This is a genomic window from Rhodococcus sp. IC4_135 (assembly GCF_011602025.1).
Taxonomy (GTDB): Bacteria; Actinomycetota; Actinomycetes; order Mycobacteriales; family Mycobacteriaceae; genus Rhodococcus_F; species Rhodococcus_F baikonurensis.
Window position 1 is genome coordinate 1 of sequence record NZ_JAAOLG010000024.1, and the last position, 21,859, is coordinate 21,859.

At 62.7% G+C, this 21,859-nt stretch carries 26 protein-coding genes and 1 pseudogene; 9 read left to right on the plus strand and 18 right to left on the minus strand.

The genetic code is table 11. The features are described from left to right. The 3 genes and pseudogenes from G8767_RS27820 to G8767_RS27830 all read right to left on the minus strand — a co-directional run. Positions 1–298: pseudogene (locus G8767_RS27820) on the minus strand (ParB/Srx family N-terminal domain-containing protein); the annotation flags it as partial. An 85-nt stretch (positions 299–383) separates the two neighbouring features. Further along, the gene (locus G8767_RS27825; protein ID WP_166813005.1) at positions 384–638 is read right to left on the minus strand and encodes a hypothetical protein; all 255 of its coding nucleotides are present in this window, start codon (positions 636–638) and stop codon (positions 384–386) included. Between the two features lie 73 nt (positions 639–711). Then, positions 712–921 (minus strand): hypothetical protein, encoded by a 210-nt coding sequence (locus tag G8767_RS27830; RefSeq protein ID WP_166813007.1) that lies wholly within the window; start codon positions 919–921, stop codon positions 712–714. 930 nt (positions 922–1,851) lie between these two features. Between G8767_RS27830 and G8767_RS27835 the strand changes: the two genes are divergently transcribed. Next, complete coding sequence (locus tag G8767_RS27835; protein WP_166813009.1) at positions 1,852–2,223, plus strand: hypothetical protein; 372 nt, start codon at positions 1,852–1,854, stop codon at positions 2,221–2,223. Positions 2,224–2,301: 78 nt separating this feature from the next. Here the strand turns inward: G8767_RS27835 and G8767_RS27840 are convergent, their stop codons facing one another. Both G8767_RS27840 and G8767_RS27845 read right to left on the minus strand, forming a co-directional pair. After that, a complete protein-coding gene (locus G8767_RS27840) occupies positions 2,302–2,640 on the minus strand; it encodes a hypothetical protein (protein WP_166813011.1) in 339 nt (112 codons plus the stop codon). Then, a complete protein-coding gene (locus G8767_RS27845) occupies positions 2,637–3,446 on the minus strand; it encodes a hypothetical protein (RefSeq protein ID WP_166813013.1) in 810 nt (269 codons plus the stop codon). Before G8767_RS27845 ends, G8767_RS27840 begins: the two co-directional genes overlap by 4 nt. Positions 3,447–3,652: 206 nt before the next feature. Between G8767_RS27845 and G8767_RS27850 the strand changes: the two genes are divergently transcribed. Next, positions 3,653–4,018, plus strand: coding sequence for a hypothetical protein (locus G8767_RS27850; protein WP_166813015.1), 366 nt, complete (start codon positions 3,653–3,655; stop codon positions 4,016–4,018). Further along, positions 4,011–4,175 (plus strand): hypothetical protein, encoded by a 165-nt coding sequence (locus tag G8767_RS27855; RefSeq protein WP_166813017.1) that lies wholly within the window; start codon positions 4,011–4,013, stop codon positions 4,173–4,175. The genes G8767_RS27850 and G8767_RS27855 overlap by 8 nt, the downstream gene beginning before the upstream one ends. Positions 4,176–4,226: 51 nt before the next feature. Here G8767_RS27855 and G8767_RS27860 read toward each other — a convergent pair whose 3' ends face one another. Next, positions 4,227–4,412, minus strand: a complete 186-nt coding sequence (locus G8767_RS27860; protein WP_166813019.1) for a hypothetical protein — start codon at positions 4,410–4,412, stop codon at positions 4,227–4,229. Positions 4,413–5,101: 689 nt separating this feature from the next. Here G8767_RS27860 and G8767_RS27865 point away from each other — a divergent pair. The 3 genes from G8767_RS27865 (at position 5,102) to G8767_RS27875 (ending at position 7,151) form a co-directional block, all read left to right on the plus strand. Then, positions 5,102–5,722: a hypothetical protein gene (locus G8767_RS27865; protein ID WP_166813021.1), complete on the plus strand. Its 621-nt coding sequence runs from the start codon at positions 5,102–5,104 to the stop codon at positions 5,720–5,722. 143 nt (positions 5,723–5,865) lie between these two features. Next, entirely contained in the window at positions 5,866–6,201 is a 336-nt protein-coding gene (locus G8767_RS27870; protein WP_166813023.1) for a hypothetical protein, read from the plus strand. Between the two features lie 56 nt (positions 6,202–6,257). Then, positions 6,258–7,151 carry a hypothetical protein gene (locus G8767_RS27875; RefSeq protein WP_166813025.1) on the plus strand — a complete coding sequence of 298 codons (894 nt, stop codon included), beginning with the start codon at positions 6,258–6,260 and terminating at the stop codon, positions 7,149–7,151. A 30-nt stretch (positions 7,152–7,181) separates the two neighbouring features. Here the strand turns inward: G8767_RS27875 and G8767_RS27880 are convergent, their stop codons facing one another. After that, complete coding sequence (locus G8767_RS27880; protein ID WP_166813027.1) at positions 7,182–7,778, minus strand: recombinase family protein; 597 nt, start codon at positions 7,776–7,778, stop codon at positions 7,182–7,184. A gap of 285 nt (positions 7,779–8,063) precedes the next feature. Between G8767_RS27880 and G8767_RS27885 the strand changes: the two genes are divergently transcribed. Beyond that, the gene (locus tag G8767_RS27885; RefSeq protein ID WP_166813029.1) at positions 8,064–9,161 is read left to right on the plus strand and encodes a PIN domain-containing protein; all 1,098 of its coding nucleotides are present in this window, start codon (positions 8,064–8,066) and stop codon (positions 9,159–9,161) included. A 232-nt stretch (positions 9,162–9,393) separates the two neighbouring features. Here the strand turns inward: G8767_RS27885 and G8767_RS27890 are convergent, their stop codons facing one another. The 6 genes from G8767_RS27890 to G8767_RS27925 all read right to left on the minus strand — a co-directional run bounded on the left by G8767_RS27890 (position 9,394) and on the right by G8767_RS27925 (position 15,441). Then, positions 9,394–10,026 (minus strand): TetR/AcrR family transcriptional regulator, encoded by a 633-nt coding sequence (locus G8767_RS27890; protein ID WP_240952873.1) that lies wholly within the window; start codon positions 10,024–10,026, stop codon positions 9,394–9,396. 288 nt (positions 10,027–10,314) lie between these two features. Beyond that, positions 10,315–10,977 carry a TetR/AcrR family transcriptional regulator gene (locus G8767_RS27895; protein ID WP_166813031.1) on the minus strand — a complete coding sequence of 221 codons (663 nt, stop codon included), beginning with the start codon at positions 10,975–10,977 and terminating at the stop codon, positions 10,315–10,317. A gap of 77 nt (positions 10,978–11,054) precedes the next feature. Further along, positions 11,055–12,248, minus strand: coding sequence for a DUF2637 domain-containing protein (locus G8767_RS36000; RefSeq protein WP_240952874.1), 1,194 nt, complete (start codon positions 12,246–12,248; stop codon positions 11,055–11,057). Positions 12,249–12,693: 445 nt separating this feature from the next. Then, positions 12,694–13,611: a ParA family protein gene (locus G8767_RS27915; RefSeq protein WP_083197736.1), complete on the minus strand. Its 918-nt coding sequence runs from the start codon at positions 13,609–13,611 to the stop codon at positions 12,694–12,696. A 688-nt stretch (positions 13,612–14,299) separates the two neighbouring features. Then, entirely contained in the window at positions 14,300–14,884 is a 585-nt protein-coding gene (locus tag G8767_RS27920) for a hypothetical protein (protein ID WP_166813035.1), read from the minus strand. Further along, on the minus strand, positions 14,881–15,441 hold the full coding sequence (locus tag G8767_RS27925; protein ID WP_240952876.1) for a hypothetical protein: 561 nt from the start codon (positions 15,439–15,441) through the stop codon (positions 14,881–14,883). The genes G8767_RS27920 and G8767_RS27925 overlap by 4 nt, the downstream gene beginning before the upstream one ends. A 329-nt stretch (positions 15,442–15,770) precedes the next feature. On the opposite strand from G8767_RS27925, the gene G8767_RS27930 reads away from it, so the two are divergent. Both G8767_RS27930 and G8767_RS27935 read left to right on the plus strand, forming a co-directional pair. Beyond that, a complete protein-coding gene (locus G8767_RS27930) occupies positions 15,771–16,034 on the plus strand; it encodes a hypothetical protein (RefSeq protein WP_225330463.1) in 264 nt (87 codons plus the stop codon). A 78-nt stretch (positions 16,035–16,112) separates the two neighbouring features. Beyond that, positions 16,113–16,691 (plus strand): site-specific integrase, encoded by a 579-nt coding sequence (locus tag G8767_RS27935; RefSeq protein ID WP_202916944.1) that lies wholly within the window; start codon positions 16,113–16,115, stop codon positions 16,689–16,691. Between the two features lie 371 nt (positions 16,692–17,062). On the opposite strand, the gene G8767_RS27940 is transcribed toward G8767_RS27935, so the two are convergent. Genes G8767_RS27940 through G8767_RS27960 form a run of 5 tightly spaced genes read right to left on the minus strand, consistent with a single transcriptional unit; the run spans position 17,063 to position 21,824 of the window. Further along, positions 17,063–18,598, minus strand: coding sequence for a long-chain-fatty-acid--CoA ligase (locus tag G8767_RS27940; RefSeq protein WP_011331209.1), 1,536 nt, complete (start codon positions 18,596–18,598; stop codon positions 17,063–17,065). A gap of 28 nt (positions 18,599–18,626) precedes the next feature. After that, positions 18,627–19,388 (minus strand): enoyl-CoA hydratase, encoded by a 762-nt coding sequence (locus G8767_RS27945; protein ID WP_011331210.1) that lies wholly within the window; start codon positions 19,386–19,388, stop codon positions 18,627–18,629. A 4-nt stretch (positions 19,389–19,392) separates the two neighbouring features. Then, positions 19,393–20,547, minus strand: coding sequence for an acetyl-CoA C-acetyltransferase (locus G8767_RS27950; RefSeq protein WP_011331211.1), 1,155 nt, complete (start codon positions 20,545–20,547; stop codon positions 19,393–19,395). Positions 20,548–20,568: 21 nt separating this feature from the next. Further along, the gene (locus tag G8767_RS27955; RefSeq protein ID WP_011331212.1) at positions 20,569–21,069 is read right to left on the minus strand and encodes a MaoC family dehydratase; all 501 of its coding nucleotides are present in this window, start codon (positions 21,067–21,069) and stop codon (positions 20,569–20,571) included. Further along, positions 21,066–21,824: a 3-hydroxyacyl-CoA dehydrogenase gene (locus tag G8767_RS27960; protein ID WP_011331213.1), complete on the minus strand. Its 759-nt coding sequence runs from the start codon at positions 21,822–21,824 to the stop codon at positions 21,066–21,068. The genes G8767_RS27955 and G8767_RS27960 overlap by 4 nt, the downstream gene beginning before the upstream one ends. Positions 21,825–21,859: the final 35 nt, after the last annotated feature.

A 21,859-nucleotide genomic window follows, 5' to 3' on the forward strand; every position in this document is an offset into this window, starting at 1 on the left:
CCCCACCACGAAATCCGGCCCGCACCGATTCGATTGCGACAAGCCGACAAACGCTGACACAACACAGCCACTTTCTGGGGAAGGTGCGGCGCTGGCCGTCGCGGACGACGATCGTTCCGTCTGCGGTTCGGACGGCGCTGATCGCTTCGAGTACTCCGTTTTCACGGATGGATTCGACGAAGTCGGGGGTCTGCGCCAGATCGACGCTGTCGCGGACGTTCTCGCCGATGTCGAGGGCGTCGGGGTGCAGCTGCGCGACCTCGAGTGCTGCGGCGGGTTCGGTGTGTGTTGCGGTCATGGTGTTGCCTCTCGTAGACTTTCGGACACGACACCGGGCGGATACCAGCCGCCCGGTGTTGTGTTGTTTCCGTGGGGTTTTCGTCTCAAGCGGTGGCCGGTTCCAAGATCACTTGGTCGGCCGTGGGGTGGCGGTCTCGGCAGTTATCGGCCTCGATGTGTGCGTCCATCAGCTCGGAGGCGTGGCCGTGGTAGTCGAGTGCGATGAGCAGCTCCACGAACACGTCGATTTCCGAGCAGCAGTTGTGCTCGACGACGCTGGCGAGATACTCGGCTGTCTCGAACAACTTCGCCCAGGCATCTGCTTTCTCGCAGATGTTGTGCAGGTCGTATCCGTACATCGTTTTCTCCTTCGGTCGTGCGGTTGTGGTCGGTCATGCTGCGCGTCCTTGCTGGTGACGGATGGGTGGGTGGTTAGTTGGCGGGGGTGGCGGCGGCGTCGATGTCCTCCTCGGTGTGTCCGGCGTCGCGGGCTGCGGCGCGGGCGGCTGCGAAGGCGTCGACCAGTGCGGTGACGTCGATGAACCCTTCGCGGCTGCGGTCGAACATCGCTGCATCGAGCGCTGCGGTCGCCGAGGCAACGGCGACGAGCGCGGGTGCGAGGGTGTTGGTTTCGGTGCTCATGTGGCTCTCCTTTGTGGTGGTGGGCTGGTCGCTCAACCGCAGATGCAGTCCTCGTCGCCAGCTCTTTGCGCGGTGCAGGCATAGTCGCCGGGGTCCGGGTAGATGCACATCTGCGTCTCGTCTGTCATTGCGGGGCAAGAGGTTTGGCCGCAATCACAGTTCGTGTCGTTGCTCATCGGCTTTCCTTTGCTCAGAGTGGGGGTGGTTGTCGCTACTCGGCGTTGACGCACTGTGCGGCGTCGTCGCGCATGCGAGGGCAGGAGTAGTCACCGCACCCGCACGTCAGTCCGGCATAGTGGATGGTTGCTGCGCTGTAGTCGTCGCTCATCGGTGACCTTTCGTTCGTGGCTGGGGACCAATCCTGTGCCCCGCCAATTTTTTTCGCCTTCTGGCATAGGAGAGTTGGACCGGCATTAGGGGGCCGGAGTGCAACTGGTGAGCGAAAGAGTTTTTCTGCGAGCCTGCGAGCGCGGGTTGAAAAAGTCTTTCGAGCCGAAGGCCGGAGCGAAGCGGAGTCAGCGGTTGCGCGCAGGTCACCGCCGGTCAAAATCGGAAGGCCAGAAGGAGAAACAAATAGACCGCTTTTCCAGACGGAGCGAAGCGGAGTTCTCTTCGGGGGACACCGCAGGTGGCCGGGCCGCCGGGCAGGCGGATGCAGTAGATGATCCGACCGACCGGGTTGAGTGCCAGGCATTCACTCACAGGGAACGAAAACGGCAGGCGGTCCGTTTCCGTGTGCACATTCCCGGCCTGTAACCACCGTTTCTCCTAGTCATAAAGTACGAGCGGCACGAATGCCGGACTTCCAGTCCCTCGACCACGTGACCGAGGTCATCTTGTCGCAAATGTTCGGCTACTCAATTTTGCGATACCGTCAGTTACATCAAGTGGGTTGCGGTCGATGCAGCCTTCGCGTCACAGGAGGTTTCCATGTCCCGTTCACGTATGGCCGTAGCTGCGCTGTTGATCCCGGTCGCAGCCGGTGCTGTCGCCCTGCTCGGGGCCGGTGCCGCTTCTGCCGCTACGCCGTATTCCGGAGACGGTTATGTCGGTGTTCGATTCGATCAGAACGAGACGCGTTTCCTCGCCGACACCAACACCGCCGATTTCCTCAACGCCATCCCCGGCGAATACTGGGGCGTGTATTCCGGCGAAGGATCGGTCTACAACAACGGGACCATCGTCCGCGCCACCATCGGCCAGTTGGTTGACGAGACCGCAAACCACCAAGGCCAGGTCTCGTTCAGCGTGAACAACCCCGCGATCTGGCGCAGCACCGTCGACATCGTCCAGGAATGGTGACCTAGGTCGAGTTTGTACGAGTAGGGCCGGTGGGCGCATTGCTCACCGGCCCTTTCCGTGTGTCCGTAATTGCCCGGCTCAAGTGGTGGCCGGCACTTCGGTGATGGCGTCGGCGGTGACGAGCATGTCTATCTCTACGAGGTTGGTTCCGCCGGCGTCGGTGACTCGCACGGTTACTCCGGCCAGCCATTGGCCGTCGTGCATTTTCGCCCAAAATTTCAAGGCTCCGTCCAGGTATCCGGACATGTAGAGCGCGGATGTTTTCACGCGCATGCTCACGTGATCGGCGCGTGATGCTCCCCCTCGTCCGAGTGGCAGCGCCCGACCGATGTCGACTTTCACCGCTCTCGGTTCGTCGAATGTCCTGATCACAGGGTGATCGGGCCAGCGTTCAGTCCAGTGGTCGGTGTTGATCATTGCGCCGCTCTCAATGATGGCGTAGCTGTGAGGGTGTTGTCGTCGACGGTCGCCCAGCGGAGCTGTCCGGTGTCGTCGCGGATCTCCAGGCTGCCTGTGCGTTGTTGGAATCCTTTGCCGGCGGCCGCGACGTCGAGCCGAACGCCGGTCACACGCCCTCTCCCCGCTGTCAGTCCGGTATATCCGGCCACTCGCGACGAAATTCGCAGATCCGGGCCGTCCCATTGCCCTTCTGTGACAATCAACAGCGATCCCTTACTCCTGGCGCGAGCGGCCACAGCTCGTCCGCGGGAGGGCGTTACAGCGCCACCAGAGAGTCCCAGGACAACCACGTCGAATCCTTCCAGCAAAATTGCGGCGCAGTCGATTGCAGCGTCCTTTGGCTGCGGCACCAGCGCGACCTTCGCTAAATCTCCGCCTTGCTCGTGGAGGGCGAGGAGTCCGAGTCCGGGCATTCCGATCACCGCCACGTGCCCACCGGCAGCGGTGACGGTGGCGAGGAGTCCGATCAGGACCGATGCTGCGCCGTCGACACTGAGGACAGTTCCGCGAGCCAGTCCCCCGCGCGGGAGTAGGTCGCCGATCGGCTTGGGGACGGGCAGCATCCTGAGGGTTGATTGCGCGGTGGCGACAATCGGAGTCGGCTCGCGCTCGTCGACTGGGTGGAGCATGACGGAGGGTGTGGCTGGTTCAGTGCCGTCGGAGCGTGCGGGTATCGACGCCATTTTGCGGCGGAGCTGTTCGAGCTTTTCCGCTTTGCTGAGGACAGCCGATACGGGTGTGACCTGGTCGGACAGCTCTGTCATGACGATCTGTCCTCCTACCGCGCACTTCCCTTCACTTACGATAGTCGAACAGACGTTCGATGTCATATGTCTCGGCTCAAACGACGGTCGCCGAACGTGTCGGCGGCGCGGCGTACCGTCATTGTCGGCGCCTCCATCGGGGAGGCGCTTAGGCCCCGGTCCTGAGAAATCGGACGGGTTTCCTTGTCGGAAGGATGAGAAAAAAGATGACACTCAGCAGACTCGCACGAGAATTTGCGGCAGAGATCAAGCAGCATGATTGGTCGGACGCACCGTGGCGTATCGACCGCGCGGGGCACGACCGCAAAACGGATACTAAGGCCGGAGCTACCGTTCTGAGCGCGGAGGAGACAGACCGGGTTCGCTGGAATGCCGTGCTCGTCACCGCACAGGTACTGAAATATTCGGACCCGGACCTAAACCTGGCGGAGTTCGCGATCGCGTGCGGACTCCCCCCGCGTCTGACTGGGACGATCCAGCGCCCGGATGGCGGCCTCAAGGCTGGAATTCGTATGAGCAACGACGAGCCGCCGAAGATCGCGAGGCCTGGAACGTGGGATTTCGATGAGTGAGATTGCAAAGCCGGAAGAGACTCAGAGTTGGAGTCCGGCCCCGGACGAGGGCCAGGCCGGCACGGTGCTTACGAAGGATGGTCAGTGGGCGTATCGGTATAAGGACGGTGCGGAGCTGATCATGATGAAGATGCCGGATCGCCAAGCCTCCACGTAGGAGTGCAGCAGTGAGGCCCGCACCGAATCCGGTGCGGGCCTTGTTGGTTGGTTAGCCCAACTGTGTGTTCATCTTGTTTGCGAGCCATTCCGCGTCCGACTGGACCATCGGTCCGCGTAGGCAGTAGCGGCCGCTGTTGTCTTGGACGTAGTGGGTGAAGCACTTGTTCTCGTGTCCGCCGTGTTCTTCGGTGCGGGGTATCGCGACAAAGCGTGTGGGAGCGGCTGTTTCGGTCATGTTGATGCCTTTCTGAGAGTCGGTAGAGTCGCTCCCCTGTCACCATGTCCAGGGTGGGCTGTCAACCCCGTAGAGCGAAGCGTGGGTTGACGGGTCGGGTCCCCGGCATGGTGTTCTGGGGCGACTTATACGACGACTTTCTTGACCACTCGGGGCTGCGTAGCGGCAACGGCGCCGGAGGTGTCGTTCGGTTCTTGGTGTGCGTCCGACGGTAGGTGTGTGCGGTGGTGGGCACCTCCCGCTCGGCGCGCTGGCGAGGTGATTGTGCGAGAGCGACGGAACTGGACCACGGGTGGTGTCGCGGTAGCTCTGGTTTGTGGTCGTGAATGAGGATCAGGTCGCCACGTGTGACCGATCTGCAAGGGTCGTTGCAGGTCAGGACTTCGGCTTTCGCTTCGGTCTGGTCAGTGTGGCGACCTGATGCTCGTCGCGGTGTTGATGATAGGTCGGGGTTCTGACATTTTTCACCCAGATCCCCGCTGTGCGCTTCTGAAGTTCGATGAGTCGGCTAGACGCCATCAGGGTTAGGGAGCAAGCGCGAGCCGGGTCACGCTCCCCTGTGTAGATAGTGCGCGGCGAGAGCGACGACTCGTGAACGTGCGTTGGTTCTTGTGCATATGCAATAGCTCCTGTAGCGTCGTTTTATTGAGGTAGCGGCACCCGGCTACATCCTGAACGAAGGAACATCAATGCCCACACCAGTTTTCGTCGTCGACTCGGCAGCCACCCCGGACCGGGAGTTCCTCACCCGCGCCGCAGCGGCGTCGGCATTGAACATGTCGATCACCAGCGTCAGCAAGCTGGTCCGCGCCAACATCCTCTCTCTCCCGATCTCGGCTGCCGTCATCGACGAATTGAGCCGGCGCCCGCAGTTGCGCGTCATCGAAGGGGAATTGACTGTCCTGCGCACCGATGCCCGCACAGTTTCCCTGGACCCGGACGATGATAGGGAGTTCCTCGGTTTCCACACTGAACAGACCGACGCTGAGATCGAGGAAGCATGCCTGCGGTGGTGGCGGTCCTCGCCCGCCCGCATCCTCGACAACGAACTGTGGGCGGTGACGGTCTCGACGATTCCGGTGGCCGTATTCCAGATCACCGATCATCTCGACCAGACGGACCCCTCTGCCGGCGACCTTAATCGCCACCGCTACGGCGGAAAGCTCCTGGCCCGCATGCATCCCGGTCTGGGCGAGGTCAAAGTTCGAGAGAGTACACCGGGGCATCTTCGAGCTGGTGTCGCACAGATCATGAAGAGTCGCATCGAGGTTTCCAGTGGTGGCCCGATCGGCTACCTCACCTCCGAATAGACGAATCCTCTACGGCCGGTGCGCGGGTCAGCGCGTGCCAGACTCGGAATTGGTTGTCGAGTGCGGCGAATACCGCTGATACTCAGTACCATTGGGGCGTCCGGGTGACACTCGGTCGACGTACCGCACAGAGAAGGATGACGATGACCTCTATTCCCAGTATCGAACCCGTAGAGCACTGGTACGCAAAGCTGAGATCAAATACGAATGCTAGCGACGCACGACCCACCTGGATCGAAATCATCGGCTGGGAAAGAAATTACGACCAGGACAACAAGCCTGTTGTCTATGCGTGGCTCAATGCCAATCCGCCCGTTCGGAGTGACAAGCTGAGCGATGTCGTAGGTACCCATACGATCGAGGAGTATCAGCGGCTGACTCCGGACAAGCTCGCCAAGACAGCAGGATTCCGCGAATTCACCTGGCCGCGACCTTCGCAGTTGGCCTCGAAACTGACTTCGCTCCCAACGTCCCGCTGAATCAGTACCCGCCGCCCCACTCCGATAGTTGCCGCACGAAAAGAGCGTGAGAAACAGTGCACCCTGAGAACACCGATTCGCGCATTCTCGTCACCACGATGCGCGAGGTCGTTGCCGAAGCTCGCGCGAAGAGCGAACAGGCGGTGGCGGTCGAACGCGCTATCAGGGATATGGCTGTGGCGACCTTGGTCAGTCACGGCGAAACCCTCACGTCAGCACGCCGAAAAGCCGGTGTGACATGGAGTGAATCACTTCAGGAATCGTTGCAACGCAACAGGGTACGGGCCGTCGGGCGAATCAAAAGGCGATTCACGCGTCAAAAGTTCGGGCCGTTGACCGTTGACCGCAACGATCCGGCGGAAAAGCGTAGGTTGGACCGTGGCAGGGAAATAGACGAAGCGATCCACCTCATCTGGACGCCGGCTACGGTCTACACCTCGGAGTGGTCACGCGAGTATGACCTTGATGTGACCGGAAGCGCGAGCATCGTTCACCTGCATCACATACCCCACCCCTTCACCGCTCACCTCAATGCAAGTGGTGCACAATTCGTGAATCATCGCACCGGTGAGAAGATCATCGTCTATTCCCTGGATTCGATCAAAGGCGCCAAGCTCAGCGATCGTGGCGATCGCCCGGAGGACTGGGATCATCGCGGCACCTTTCGGGTCGAACGGATCTCGGTCGACGGAACACGGTCACCTGTGACCATGGAGGAAATCGGGTTGCCAGAGGGGGTCGAGCAGTTCGGTTACGGCTGGGAGCCCCCGCGGCACCCGGAGCACGAGTCGTTCGCGCGCATAGATGCGGCGATTTGCGCGACGTGCAGGATTATCCCGCGTAATAGCTTCAGCTCGAGCAGTCTCGCCTGGGCGCTGCATCGCCGATCCGCTTTCGGTAAACCAGAGAAGCCCCTGGACCTGAGACCTCCGCGATTCTGGCGGGCGTAACTCCCAGAGGCCGCGCTCTGTTGGTGCGGTTCAGCTGGCCGGGAGCGTCTCTGCGGCCCGTTCTGTGCGTGCCAACTCGATATTGGCGTACAGCGCCGATCGCTTCAAACCTGTGTTCCTGCACAATGTTTCAATTTTGAATTGCCCGGTCTCATACGTTTGCAACAGGTATGCGCGCTCTTCCGGGGTGAGCTTGTGCTGGCGGCCTTTCATCTTGCCGGCCGCCGCGGCCGCCGCAACAGCATCCCTGGTCCGACTCCGAATCAGGTCGGACTCGAATTCGGCCATCAAGCCGAGGACACCGATAAACATTTTGCCCATCGGGTCCGTGGGGTCGTAGATTTTGCCGTCGATCGACAACGCGACGCCCTTGTCTGCCAGCCTCCCCACTGTTTCGTGGAGGTCGCCCGCGGAGCGAGAGAGTCGATCGAGTTTGGTGACGCAGAAGATGTCGCCTTCGCGGGCAGCGTTGATTGCATTGTCGAGTCCGGGCCGGCGGGTTTGCCGGCCGCTGATTCCGTGATCGACGTAGACACGGTTGCGGGCGATGCCTTCCTTGACGAGAAGGTCGACTTGAATCGACGAATCCTGAGCTGCCGTACTCACGCGTGCGTAGCCGATCTTCATTCCGCTCCCGATTGTCGCCGTTCAGCCGTCCTGCAGACGAATTGTCCGTTAGGAACTATGCCATACCGGACAAATTCAACGGACATCTAAATCGGACGAAATCGCGAGAATTTCGCCACGTCAACTCCACGCAGAAGCCCGTTTGCGATCGTCCGGTATGACGATGGTCAAAACGCACACCCAAACCCGCAGGAAGGCTCTCAGCCGGTTCTAGGGGTGAGGTGAAAAGTTTCTGTTGGACGGAGCCTGATAACTAGAATCTGCGTCGTCAGGTAGCGTTCATTCATGGCTGTAGCAGGAACTGTGACGTCTCGATACATTGTCTTAGACGCCAACTATCTGGTGAGCGATTGGCAACTTACGAGTCTATCCTCGGTGCTGTTGCGGCGTATGACAGAGGAGCACTGGTGGAAGGTGGCAATTCCTCAGGTGGCGCTGACAGAGGCCGCGGCGACACATGGGCGCTTCTGCAATGACGCTGAGATTCGCACTCGGTCGCTACTTAATGAGCGACGCCGGTTGGGTTTGTCCGACGCGCTGATGCCAGTCGCGCCATTTGACTATCTCGCATTCATTGAAGAGTTACTTGAAGAGAAGGTCATCGGATTTGAGAAGCTGCCAGTTCCGACTGTCTGCCACGATGAGTTAATTCACCGTGCAGTAAACCGAATACCTCCCTTCGATGCGAAGGGCAGTGGTTACCGAGATTCGCTGTTGTGGGAAAACGTGAAGAAATTGGCCGCTGAGGGACATCGGGTGGCATTCACGTCGAAGGACAAGGTATTCGCTGGTGATGACGGCCAGTTAGTTCCATCGCTCGCTACTGAGATTGAAGGTTTGCCAGGTGATGTAGTGCTTGTAAGAGATTTGAGCGCTTGGCTCGTCAGCGAACTTCCATGGAAGGCCACGAACGTGTCGGAGGCGGTTGCCGAAGCTAACCGAAATATGTTCTTTTCCTATCTACAGGCGTCGGATATTTTAGAGGACCTTACCCCGCCTCTGGAGATTCTCGGTGTTCCGACAGGTGCCTCGAATGTCGGAATAGACGGCGTCGAATGGAATGGTTTTTTTGAGCAGACAAGCTCGGAAAATGGACCGGCTGGAACGACAATTTCTACGTTCGACGTAGGTCTGATCGTTTCCTATCACGCCGAACTTTGGCCTAGCGCAGTCTTGACCAGTAGTTGGCGAACAAAGCCATCGATCGGGTCGGTGCAGAGCATTGAAGATGGTGCCGAAATAATTGCACGCTTTACAGTGCTGTTCGACCCAGATGGCCAGTCGATCAGCGAGGTTACGTTCAGACCTGTCGGCGCACCGGATGACTACGACTACTCACTGTATATTCCCCATAAAGATCAGATCCCACTTTTTGACGCTTAGCCGCAGACAGTGAGCGGTTTCCCATGACGGGTGCCCGACCTGGTCCAGGTCGGGCACCTCACCCGCAAAATCAGGATCGTTCGCTCGTGTTCGGAATCACGAACACGGGCGGCGATTGCGCCAAGGATCACGACAGCGGCGAAGATCGCGATGATATTTCGTGCCTGGATTCCGTTGATTGCCAAACCCATCACCGATATTGCGGACGGAAGCCCTGATGTCGTGGATCATCTCACGCGCCCACGGACGTGATGTGGGCTGCGACGGTGTCACCGATGCGGGTGGCGAGGTCGATGTCTTCGCGTAGGAGGGCGGAGGCGTGGGTGGCGCCGATGGTTCCGGCGCACAGGTTCCATGCGAGCCGGTGTGCGGTCGGGGTGTCGGTGATTTCGCCATCGGTGATGGCGGTGTCGACGATAGCGCTGACAGTATCGACCCAGTGCGCGAAGGCTGAGCCATTGTCGATGGTGGGTTCGAGGGTGAGTTTCATCCCGGCGCGCAGATTAGTGTCATCAGCGATCTTGTGTGCCAAGGAGGAGAAAATCGCAGTCAGACGATCGAACGCGGCACCTCCAGCGGCATGTTCTGACGCGTCGCGGGTGGACTCGTCGATCGCGAGATTCCAGTCCGCGATGAGCTGTTGTGCAATCGCTTCCTTGGATGGGAAGTGGTAGTAGACAGCGCCTCTCGCGAATTTTCCTGCGGCGAGGATTGTGTTGATGGTGGCGTTGCCGTACCCCTCGATGTCGAACTGTTGGGCAGCGACGGCGATGACCGCTTCTCGCGTTCGGATAGCGCGATCCTGCATTGCGGAGTTCTTGCTGCCGTGGGTTCGGCCGATGTGGGGGCGAATATGATCAGTCATGGCTACAGGTCCTGTCTGTGGCTCGGTCCTGGTGGTGTTGCGAGCACTGCCAGGACCTCTGTGTATGGATCGGGTGTTCGGCTGAGGCGCGGGGCCTCTCCAATGCATGGAAGTTCCTGTGGTTCAGCGGCTACCAGTGAGCCGGAGTGCCGCACGGATCGCAGGGTCAGCGCCGCGGGCGCGATTCTGTCAGGGCAATCGGTGGTTCCTGAAAGTCGGAGAACAAGTTCCGATGGATTTGTTCGGTGTACGAGGATGGTCGCGGCGCCGGGTTCGATGCGGTTGTGTTCACAAGGTCGCTCCTTCGATCATGCGGACGGCGGCTGGGTCGGTTCCGCGCCACATCATCAGCAGATCATCGACGCGACGGGTGATGGTGTCGTTCTCACCTAGACTCGCCGAAACTTTTACCGCGCCGACGAATCCGGCGCAGAGGGTGTCTGCGAGCCTGGACATACTTTCGGCGCAGTCGAGGGTTCCGGAACGGATCGCGTCGACGACGATCGGTGTCAGGGCTTCTGTCCACGCTTCGTAAGTGGCGTGTGCGTCGTTGAGTGACTGGTCGACGCTCAGGACGAGGCCGGCGCGGATGATCGCTTCGTTTGCGGTGCGGCGAGCGAGCTCGCGGTAAATCATCAGTACTTGCCGGTCGGCGGGTTGACCGGTGGCGGTCGCTTTCCCGACTGTCTCGGTGACTGCGTCTGACCAGCGACGGAGCATCTCTCGTGCGATGGATTCCTTCTTCGAGAAGTGGAAGTACATCGCGCCTTTGGTGCTCTGGGAGATCGCCAGAATGTCGTTGATGCTGGTTCCCGCGTAGCCCGTTTTACTGAACAGGGTCGCGGACACCTCGAGGATCCCCTCGCGGGTGGCTTTCGCTCGCGGTTGCATCGGTGGTCGACCGGTTTTGCCGTGGTCGATCTCCGCATCGGGCTCGTTATGATCGTGCATGGTCACAGACTCCATTCTGTGGTCGTCGGCCCTGACGGTGTTCGTAGCACTGTCGGGGCCACCTTTCGGGGTGGGCTTTACACGGCCGTGAGTTCGCTCCTCATCGGATTCTCCGCAGCTCGCAGGTCCAGTAGCGGCGGGCTCTCGAATCCTGCTTCGCGGGCAGCTTTATCGAACTGCTGGTAGCGCCGCCATGCGGTCGATGTCACGACAGGCGGGTTCGACTGTTCGGCGATCGCTTCCCATGTGAGGTTCGGGCGTTCGAGCCTGAGTAGTGCAGTTTCCTTGACTGATTCCGGCAGCTCCGAGTTTGCGAGGAATTCCTTGAGCGCGTCGAACTCGCTGGTTTCCGGTGTAGCGCTCATATCGGGCAGCGGGACTGGTTCGAGACTGACTGTGTCAGTTGTGGGTGCAAAGCCGTGGCCGGGGTTTTCGACGGTCACGTGCGTCGCCGCAATCGGTGCAACAGCCGTTGCCGGTCGTGCAATACGTCGCAGGAGCAACCATGCCGTGAGTCCGGCTGCGCCTGCACCGGCGGCCTGAATGGGTCCTTGGAACGTCAAGAGCGCGAGGGTTGCAAGTGCGCCTACGCCGCCGATCGCATTTCGGCTTGCTGGGGATGTGAGGACAGACAAGGAGTTGCGGCGTTCGAACTGCGACTTTGCACCGTTGTTCTCGGGTTTTCCTGTAACGGAAGCTGGGGGTGCAGTGTCGTCGGAGAGGGCTACAGGCTGGGTCCCCACGGTATGAGAATCGACGAGTTCCCGGTAGGCGGCGTAAGCGATTCCGACAGCCTTCACCAGGACCGTGATGCCGTGGGTGAACGCCAGGACCAGGGCCGGCGGGATGATTGCGAGGGCAGCTGCAATGGCAGGTGCGAGAGGGATGAATCCGAGGTCTCCCCCACTTGCGGTGAACTCTCTGGCGTCAACGGCCGCGTTGTAGGCGTGGAAGGCGTTGCCCAGGATGCTGATTACGACGACGCTGACTGCAAGGGCGATGTAGAAGCCACGGTCGCGTCGGTTCATCTTGAGCTTGCTGATGATGACGATGGCGATGGTGGAGCCGAGGATTGCGCTGTCGACGATCGCGGGGAAAATCCAGGTCAGGTTTTCCGGGATGAGTGCTTGCCTGGCGAGGTCTCGTTGCACGGCGAAGGAGAGTACGAATGCGCCGGTGGTGATGCCGAGTGCGATGACGATCGCGAGTGCGAGTGCGGCGAGCAATGCGCCTAGCTGAATACGGGCAGCCCGGAGGCTAAAGTCGGTCATGATCGGGTTTCTTCCTTCAAGTGGTTTCCCGGTCTGGAGCCTCGCCGGTTGCATCCGGCGGGGCTCCTTCGTTGTGTAGGTCAGTCGTCTGAGATGGGGCGGCCGCTGGGAAGTGCGCCGGTCTCTGCTTCGTATTGGTTGCCACTGTTGTGCACTGTCTCCCGGCGTTCCGCCTCTGCCGCCAGCGCTTTCTCCACGAATTGCGACCAGGATTTGTCGTCCTCGAGGTGGCTTGTGTTTCGGTAAGCACCTCGGGCGCGACTGAATACCTCTTGGTCGACGTAAACCGTAATACGTTTGGGCTTAGGCTTTTCCACCACTGACGGCGTGGGCTGTGGAAGCGGGGGGACTTGCGTGGGAGTGCGGTTGGATCTCTGCATTCGAGACAGGTCACCAGTCACGTTCCGCGGAGGTAGCGCCGTGAGCTTTCGGTCGGGCCGGTCATTCATACCCGTGCTTCCTCTCTTTCCGCTGTTGCAACGCGGGTGACAACTTCTTGCGCAACTGCAAAGAGGTCGTCTGCAACGGATTTGGACGATTTCGGCGCGAGAGCCTGAGGCTCGGCGTTGCCTTTGATGACGTCGTACCATTTCGGACCGCTTCGGACGACTGCATCGAGTTCGGCTGCGAGCATGCCCCGCTCTCGTGTTGCCTGGGCGGTGGCCTCGGAGTGACGAACGGTGGCCGTGAAAACGACGTCGTCGTTGCCGAACGCCTCTGCAATCGCAGACCTTGCTTGTTTGAGCACGGTTTTCGCTGATGTACCCACGGCTACGAGAACGACGCCCAGTAGATCCAGGTCGGGGTTGATAGCAGCGACGGCGTCGATACGGTGCGCCACGGCTGCCATTCCTTTTCGACTGGATGCATCGGATTTGACGGGCACGAATGCCCATTTGGCGGCCGCTAACGCTGCTGTCTGCAAGGTTTCGTCGCCGGGCGGGCAATCGATGAGGACCATGTCGTAGGTGGCCGCCATTGGAGCAAGGACCCTTGCAAGGGCGAGCTTTGCTCCATCTGGATCTTTGGACGCCATAGCGGTTAGAGCGGCTGTCGCTTGTTCGAGGTGCACTCCCCCGGGAAGGACGTCGAGATTTGCACGGACATTTTCGATGGGTTTTGCGTCGCCGCCGAATGCGATTGCGCTGGCAAGCGATCTCCCCTGATCATCCCCGGTTTCACTGGTGTACCCGAGGTCTTCGGCGAGGTTTCCCTGAGGGTCGAGGTCGACGAGGAGGACCTTCTGACCGGAGGCTGCCAATTCTCCGCCGACGTTGGCTGTCAGGGTCGTCTTCAAGACGCCGCCCTTGCCGTTGATGACGGCGATCACCCTTTTACGTGTTTCGCGAAAGTCGGTCTGCATTGCTCTCCTTCGACAGCATTGGCGCGTTTGACGGTATTGACAGCATTCCACGCGATAGCCAGTAATGCAAGCAATAGCAGTAATGCCAGCATTATTGCGAACCATTGGAAATCTCATATACGGCCGCGGTGGGACGGACCTAATGTCAGCAATACTGGCATTACTGACACGTCCGCAAAATGTCACGAAAACCCCACTGACATGCATGTTGCTAATAGCAGCATTAACAGCATTGGAGCCGAGAGGGTCCTCGTCGCCGGCTAAACTCACCCAGGCGGGCCATCGAACGCGGGGAGTGCTGGTATTGCTGTCATTCCTGCCATTACAGGCCTCACGGGGCTCAACCCCCACTCAAACACGAGTTGCTGCTATTGACAGTAATGCTGGCATTTTGCGCTAGGGGTGGCGCAACTTCCGTTTCGGGCCGCCGTCATCGCGCAAAATTGCAGGTTGTGCGGCCGAGCCGAGGCGCCGCACGGTGGGTGCATGTCCCGCTCTACCTTCAAAGTAGATAGGGGAGGGGAGGGCTGTTGCGGTTGCTCGCCGGGCTTGGGTCCTCACCTTCGGATCGCGTTTGCCAGTTTTGCATGCGCCACCAGCCACGCCAGCCAGGCTTTGCGTCCTTCCGCAGAGCCATCTCATTGCTCCGGACGTACGGCGCCAGATGCAAAATGACCAATCCTTCGGCTCACGTTTCCTTCGCCCGGAGTCGGATGTTGTTTCGTGCTGGGCCAAAGACTGTCACTCCGTGTTCGACCTCGGCCGGCGTCGAGCTTTGGTGAACGAGAGAAACCCGGTCTGTTGCGTGCACTGCGGCTTGGTCGTGGGAGTGCACGGTCGCGTTGTCGTAGGCATAGGTGGTGGTGTCTTCTCCGACGTCGCCGAAGGAGTCGTCGACGAGGTTGCTTGTGGCGCGGTTGGTGGCGCGGACGCGTGTGGTGTCGAATGCGTCGGTATGGGCGTTCCCGTAGGCGAAGAGAGTTGCGTGCCCGAAGATTTGGGATCGTGCGGCGTCGGTGGCCACGATCTGGGCACTGCGCTTCGTTTCGGGTGTCAGTCGGGTGATGATGACCCGTGAGACGCCGACGATGCGGATCGTGATGCCGTCGGGCAGCTCGGCGTCGGTGAGTTCTAGGGGTTCGTCGTTGCGGTGGTCGATGACGATCGTCTTTGCGCCGGTGCGCAACCGTTCGTGGATCTGGGGGACGGTCTGGCAAGGGGAGAGCGGCCGGCGTCTGACGGGCGGCTTTGCGGACGGGCGTTTTCCGTTCATCGCTTACCTCGATCGGACAGATGGGTGATCCACACGGGCGAGGTTTCATTCTCGCGCGCGGATGCCTGGGTCTTTCGGATGCGGGCGCTGTCGGCCGCTCGGCGGGCGACGAAACGTGCTGCTTGGCGGCCGGGGGAGTCCTCGGCCGCGGCCGCTGCGTACCGGCCCCGTTCCGCCTCGAACGCTGCTGCCTGGCGATCGCGCTCGGCTTTTTCCTGGTCAGCGGCTATCTGAACGAGAACGTGTGGCGCGAAGGCCAAGTCCTGCTGCTTCATGAGCCAGCGGATGAACGCGATGGGGTGCTTCGGGGCCGGTGCCATCCGCGTGGCCTTGCTCCAGGCGTCGATGGCGTCGTTGAGATCCGCGGCCGTCCAACCGTGTGTAGCTGGGTCGGTCAGTGCGGGTGCCCAACCGCGGGGGGTGTGCCGCCGCGCCCAGACCGGAGTTCGTGGATTGCTGAGCCATCTGGATGCGAGCAACAGGCCTTTCCTGGTCGCTTCGGTCTTCTCGACCTCAACCTTGGACTCCTTGCGCCGCGAAGCGGCTCGTTTATCCACAGATCGTTTTGTATTAAGAACCTCTCTACGAGAGGTAAAGCTCTTAAAGTGACCGCAGAGCGGGTGGGGTGCCATTTGTATGGATCCGGAGACCATGACACGGGTTTTGTCCACAGGCTTGCTCGGGTGCAATGCCCACACGGAAGCCCAGCCGCGGGCCTTGGGGGTCGGGGAGCAGATTCTCGAAATCCGGCGCTAAGGATTTACGGCAGATAGTAGCGTACTATCTGCCGTAACTCGTGAGTCGTCCTGCCGCGATGGTCGTTCCGGAGATGGGCGACTCCGGAAACTATCTGCCGTAGTGCTGAAGGGCGGTCGGGGTGGGATCGGTGAGCTCGCTACCGGCGCGGGCCGCCGGGATCCGGCTGGCGGACGCGACGCGGACCTTTCTGGGCACGATCGCGGCGGTGAACACCCGCCGCGCCTACGCCTCGGCGTTGGATCGGATGGTGCGCGACTTCGGCGCGGACGGCGATGTCGGGTTGTTGAACCCGGATCGGGTGTCGGGGTGGTTCGACTACGTGTGGGGCGACAAGGCCCCCAAGACCTACAACCTCCGGCTGACCGCGGTGTCGGCGGCGTGCGCCTACTGACGCGATCAACAGTGGCTGACCGGCGATCCGGTGTCGCGCCTGCGGGCGCGGCCGAGTGCGCCGGACAACAGCAAGGCGATGACCGCCGCCGAGGTTGCGGAGCTGCTGGGCATGGACGCGGCCCTGCGCGAGCGGGTGTTCTGGTCGATGCTGTATGAGTCCGCCGCGCGGGCGGAGGAGATCCTGAATCTCGACATCGAGGACCTGGACACCGTGAACCGATGCGCCACGGTCACCCGCAAGGGCGGCGCCCGCGAGGTGATCTATTGGCAGACCGGCACCGCACGGCCGCTGCCCCGGCTGATCGCCGGACGGAAGTCCGGGCCGCTGTTCCTGACCGACCGCAAAGCCAAGCCGTCGGTCGCCAAGACCGACACCGACAACTCGACCGGCCGCGCCCGACTTTCCTACCGCCGCGCCGCGACGCTCCTCGAGGAGCACACCGAAGGGATGCGACGCGGACCGTTCACGCTGCACCAGCTGCGGCACTCGCGACTGACCCACGCCGCAGAGAAGGGCGCTTCCACGCCGATGCTGATGGCGTTGAGCGGACACACCTCGGTGCGCAGCCTGGTCAAATACGCGAAGGTCTCCGCCGAGGCGCTGGGGCGCTGGCAGGCCGAGACCGATCCCGCTGCGCGGCGGCGCTCCCGCTGAATCTCTCAGTAGCTGACGGTGACGAGTTCCGGCGCGTGTCTGCGTATCTTGTTCAGCACCTTGACTGTTCGGCCCGAGCGCATCTGCTCGAGGGGGGCCGAAAGAGACCAATCAAGTGCGGCACCGTCGATGGGTGTGGTCTTCCGCGTCCGGGAACTCATAGCCGCTGCCGGGCGTGCGTGGTCGTGGTGTTTGTCGGATCCGGCGGGGGCACGGCCGAGAGTAGGGCCGTGAGGTCGCGCGAGACCTCGCCGGGGTTGGAACAGCCGTGGGAGATGAGCGCGCGGGAGCGCGGCTTCGGTCAGGCCGTATCGGATATGGACGGCGTCGTGGTTCCCGGGAACTCGAATGTGCCGGAGTCGTCCGTCGGTCTACGTGCGTTGCGCGGAGTCGTCCCGAATCTCACTGCGGAGAACGTGTTTGAGGATCTTGCCGGAAGGGTTGCGCGGGATGTCACGGACGATCAGATCGCGCGGCAGTTTGTAGTCCGCGACGTATTCGGCGGCGTACGTCCGCAGCTCCTCGAGGGTCACCTCGCGACCGGGAACCGGGGTCACGATCGCGACGATGGTCTCCCCGAATGTGGCGTGGTCCAGGCCGACGACGGCAACGTCCTGGACGTCGGGGTGCCCCGCGAGGGCGTTCTCGACCTCGATCGAGTAGACGTTGCGGCCGCCGGTGATGATCATGTCCTTGAGCCGGTCGACGATCGTGATGAAACCGTCGGCGTCGCGGACGGCGAGGTCCCCGGTGTGCAGCCACCCGTCTCGGATGGTCTCGGCGGTGGCCTCGGGCTTGTTCCAGTAGCCCTTCATGATGGTCTCGCCGCGCAGGATGATCTCGCCGGTCATCCCCGTCGGGACATCGTTGCCATCCGGATCGACCAGCCGGAACTCGGCATTCGTGATCGGCCAGCGTCCCGTCGCATCGGGACGGACGGCGACCTCGTCAGGCGTGGAGTAGATGCCGGTGGGGCCACCCTCGGTCGGCCCGCACAGCTGGAAGAAGCCGACGTCCGGGAAGGTCGTCACGAGTTTCGCGACCGCAGTCGGCGGCATCGGTGCCGCCCCGAAGAAGCCGAGCCGCCAGTGCGAGAGGTCGCGCCGCTCGAGGTCGGGGACCGTCAACATCATCTGATACATGGTGGGAACACCGAGGAAGACGGTGATCCGGTATCGCTCGAGGGCGTCGAGGACGGCGGCGGGCTCGAATGCCGGCAACACGACGTGGGTGGTGCCCATCGAGAAGCCGCTGAGCACGAACAGCACCAGTTCGGCGCAGTGGTACATCGGTGCCACGTGCAGGTTCCGGTCGAAGGAGTTGACGCCGAGCGAGGACACCGCGTGGCCGACCCACAGCAGCCGGTGGTGATCGAACAGCGCACCCTTCGGTTTCCCGGTGGTGCCGGAGGTGTAGATGATCATGCAGTCGTCGTCCTCGCGCACCTCGACCTGTGGGTCGCTGTCCGGCATGGAGGACGCCAGCTGGACGAAATCGTCGAAGCCGTCCGCGCCGTCCAGCGAAAGCGCCGGGGCAGCGGGCGCCTGCTCCAGCTTGGCCAGGTCCCGCACCGCCGCGACGGTGTCCCCACCGAACAGCAGCACCGACGCGCCGGAGTCCTCGAGCAGATACGCCAGCTCCCGGGCCGTGGACCGCGGGTTGAACGGGGAGACGATCGCGCCGACCTTGAACGCGCCGTACAGCGCGAGGAGGAAGCGGTCGGAGTTCGGCGACAGCACCGCCACGCGGTCGCCCTTCTGCACGCCGAGGGACAGCAGCGCGTTGGCGTACTGGTTGATTTCCCGGTCGAGCTGCCCGTAGCTGCGCTCGACGCCCTCGAAGATCAGCGCGGGCCGGTCCGGGTGGCGGCGTGCGTTCAATGTCAGTTGTCCACCAAGGGTTGCCATGATTCTCCTATGATCGGCGGGTGGTCTGCTAAGCAAATGTGGGGGGACGTTTGGTGAGGACGGCGTCGGCGCCCTCGGCGAAATCCGGTGTGCCGATGAGTTCGATCTGTCCGGCTCGTTCACGCTCGAGGGCGTGGTCGAGGTGGCCCAGGGTGGACGCGGCGAGCGCCCGTCTGGTCAGTTCGAGGGCGCGCCGCGGCCCGGCTCCCAGCGTGCCGGCGACGGCCTCGACATGGGCCGCGAGCTGGTCATCCGGCAGGATCCGGGCCACCAAGCCGGTCTGGGCGGCGTCGGTGGCGGAAAGCCGCTGCCCGAGCAGCGCTAATTCTGTAGCCCGCGCCCGGCCGATCGCCGCGGCGACGAGCGCGGTCGCGCCGCCGTCGGGCATCAGCCCGATGCTGGTGAACGACAACAGGAAATACGCGCTTTCGGCGGCGTAGGTGAGGTCTGCGGCGCAGGCGAGCGCCACTCCGTACCCGACCGCGGGGCCGTTGACGGCGGCGATGACGGGGACCGGCGCGGAGACGATGCCGCGGATCACCCGGTTCGCGGCGTCCATCACCACCTCGGGTTCCTCGCCCGTCACCGCGGTCAGATCCGCTCCCGTGCAGAAGGCTCTTCCCGCGCCGGTGAGCACGATCGCGCGGGCACCGGTCGCTTCCGCCCCGCTGATCGCGGTGTCGAGTGCGACCAGGTCGTCGACGCCGAGGGCGTTCATGCGGCCGGGCCGGTCGATCGTGATGTGAAGCAGGCGGCCGGTGCGGACGGTCCGGATAGCGGTCGGGGTCATCGGATCAGCCGAGCCGCTCGATGATGGTGACGTTGGCTTGTCCGCCGCCCTCGCACATGGTCTGCAACCCGTAGCGTCCGCCGGAGCGTTCGAGTTCGTGCAGCATGGTGGTCATCAGCCGGGTGCCGGTGGCGCCGATCGGGTGGCCGAGAGCGATGGCGCCGCCGTTGGGGTTCACCCGCTCCGGGTCGGCGCCGGTCTCCTGCAACCACGCCATCACGACCGGGGCGAACGCCTCGTTGACCTCGAACACGTCGAAGTCGTCGATGCGCATGCCGGTCCGCTCGAGTGCCCGTTCGGTGGCGGGGATCGGTGCGGCGAGCATCATGACCGGATCGGCGCCGAGCACGGTCAGGTGATGGATCCGGGCCCGCGGAGCCAGGTCGTGGCGGCGTACCGCCTCGGCGGAGGCGATGAGCATGCCCGAGGCGCCGTCGGAGATCTGGCTGGCGACCGCGGCGCTCAAGCGCCCCCCCGGCGTGAGGCTCGGCAGGGCGGCCATCTTCTCCGGTGTGGTGTCGGCGCGCGGTCCTTCGTCGGTCGTCATCTGCTGGTAGGGGAGGATCTCGGCGGCGAAGCGTCCGCCGGCGATCGCCTGCAGCGCCCGGCGGTGGCTTTCCAGGGCGTACTGCTCCATCGCCTCCCGGTCGATTCCCCACTTTTCGGCGATCATCTCGGCGCCGCGGAACTGCGAGATCGTCTCGTCCCCGTAGCGGGCCCGCCACCTCGTCGAGCCCGAGTAGGGGTCGCGCACGCCGAACGCCTCGCCCGCGGTGACCGACGACATCAGTGGGATCTGGCTCATGTTCTGCACCCCGCCCGCGACGATGAGGTCGGCGGTGCCGCTCATCACGGCCTGCGCGGCGAAATGTACAGCCTGTTGCGAGGATCCGCACTGGCGGTCGATGGTCACGCCGGGCACTGTCTCGGGCAGGCCCGCAGCGAGGGCCGCGGTGCGGGCGATATCGCCCGCCTGCGGACCGATGTTGTCCAGGCAGCCGAGGATCACGTCGTCGACCGACGCGGGGTCGACACCGTTGCGTTCGACGAGTGCGCCGATCACATGGGCCGCGAGGTCGACCGGGTGTGCGGCGGCCAGTGCGCCGCGGCGGCGGCCTACCGGGGTGCGTGCCGCGTCGATGATGTATGCCTCTGGCATTGATGTCTCCGAATCGTCGTCTCAGGTGGTCGATGGTTGACGTGTGCGCGAGTGCAGGTAGGCGTCGAGCAGGACGGTCAGCACGACGCGGCCTTCGCTGTCGACCACGGTGCTCTCGGTGGTGACGAGGGCGCGTGCCCGGTCGTCGAACTGGATGTCGTCGATGACGACGGTGCCGGTCAGCACGTCTCCTGGACGCACGGGACGGCGGAACCGCAGATCTCGGATGCCGCGCCCGGCAATGGCCGCCCAGCTGTGCCCCACTGCGTCGAATGTCAGCCGTTGCAGGATCGCCAACGTGTGGATTCCACTGGCGATCAGGCCACCGAACTGGCCGTCCTGCGCCGCCGCCCGGTCGATGTGAAACCACTGGGGATCCCAGTGGGTGGCGAAGTCGACGAGTTCGGCCTCGGTCACCGTGTGTGAGCCCAAGTCGAAACGCTGGCCGATGCCCAGGTCCTCGGCGTATACAAGGCGTGTGTGCTCATGGTGCGATCCCACCTGCACGCCGACGGGTTTCACCGCGGCGCCATGCGGATCGCGCCGTCGAGGCGGATGGTTTCGCCGTTGAGCATCGGGTTGGTCACGATCGCCTCGACCAGCTGCGCGTACTCGGCGGGGTCGCCGAGCCGGTTCGGGTGCGGCACCTGCTGTCCCAGCGAAATCTGAGCCGCCTCGGGCAGCGTGCCCAGCAGCGGGGTCTTGAACAGGCCGGGCGCGATGGTGTTCACCCGGATCAGCAGCGACGCCAGGTCGCGGGCGATCGGCAGGGTGGCGCCGACGATCCCGCCCTTCGATGCCGAGTACGCGGCCTGTCCGATCTGCCCGTCGAAGGCCGCGACCGAGGCGGTGTTGACGATCACGCCGCGCTCGCCGTCGACGGGCTCGTTCTGCGACATCGCGTGCGCGGCGAGGCGGATGACGTTGAAGGTTCCGGTCAGGTTGACCTTGACGATCTTCTCGAATTCGGCCAGCGGGAACGGTCCGTTCTTACCGACGGTCTTGACGGCGTTGCCGATGCCGGCGCAGTTCACGGTGATTCGCAGTGAGGACTCCGCGTTGGCGCGCTCGACCGCCTCGGTGACCGCGGCCTCGTCGGTGACATCCGCCGGAGCGAATTCCACGGTGTCGCCGAGAGCAGCCAGCGCATCCGTGTTCGCGGTGGGCAGGTCGACGGCGATTACCCGGGCGCCCGACTTGGCGAGGGCGGTGACGGTGGCCAGTCCGAGGCCCGAGGCTCCGCCGGTGACGAGTGCGTTGGTTCCGGTGATATGCATGAATACTCCTGACGAAATAGGTTGAGAACATCGGG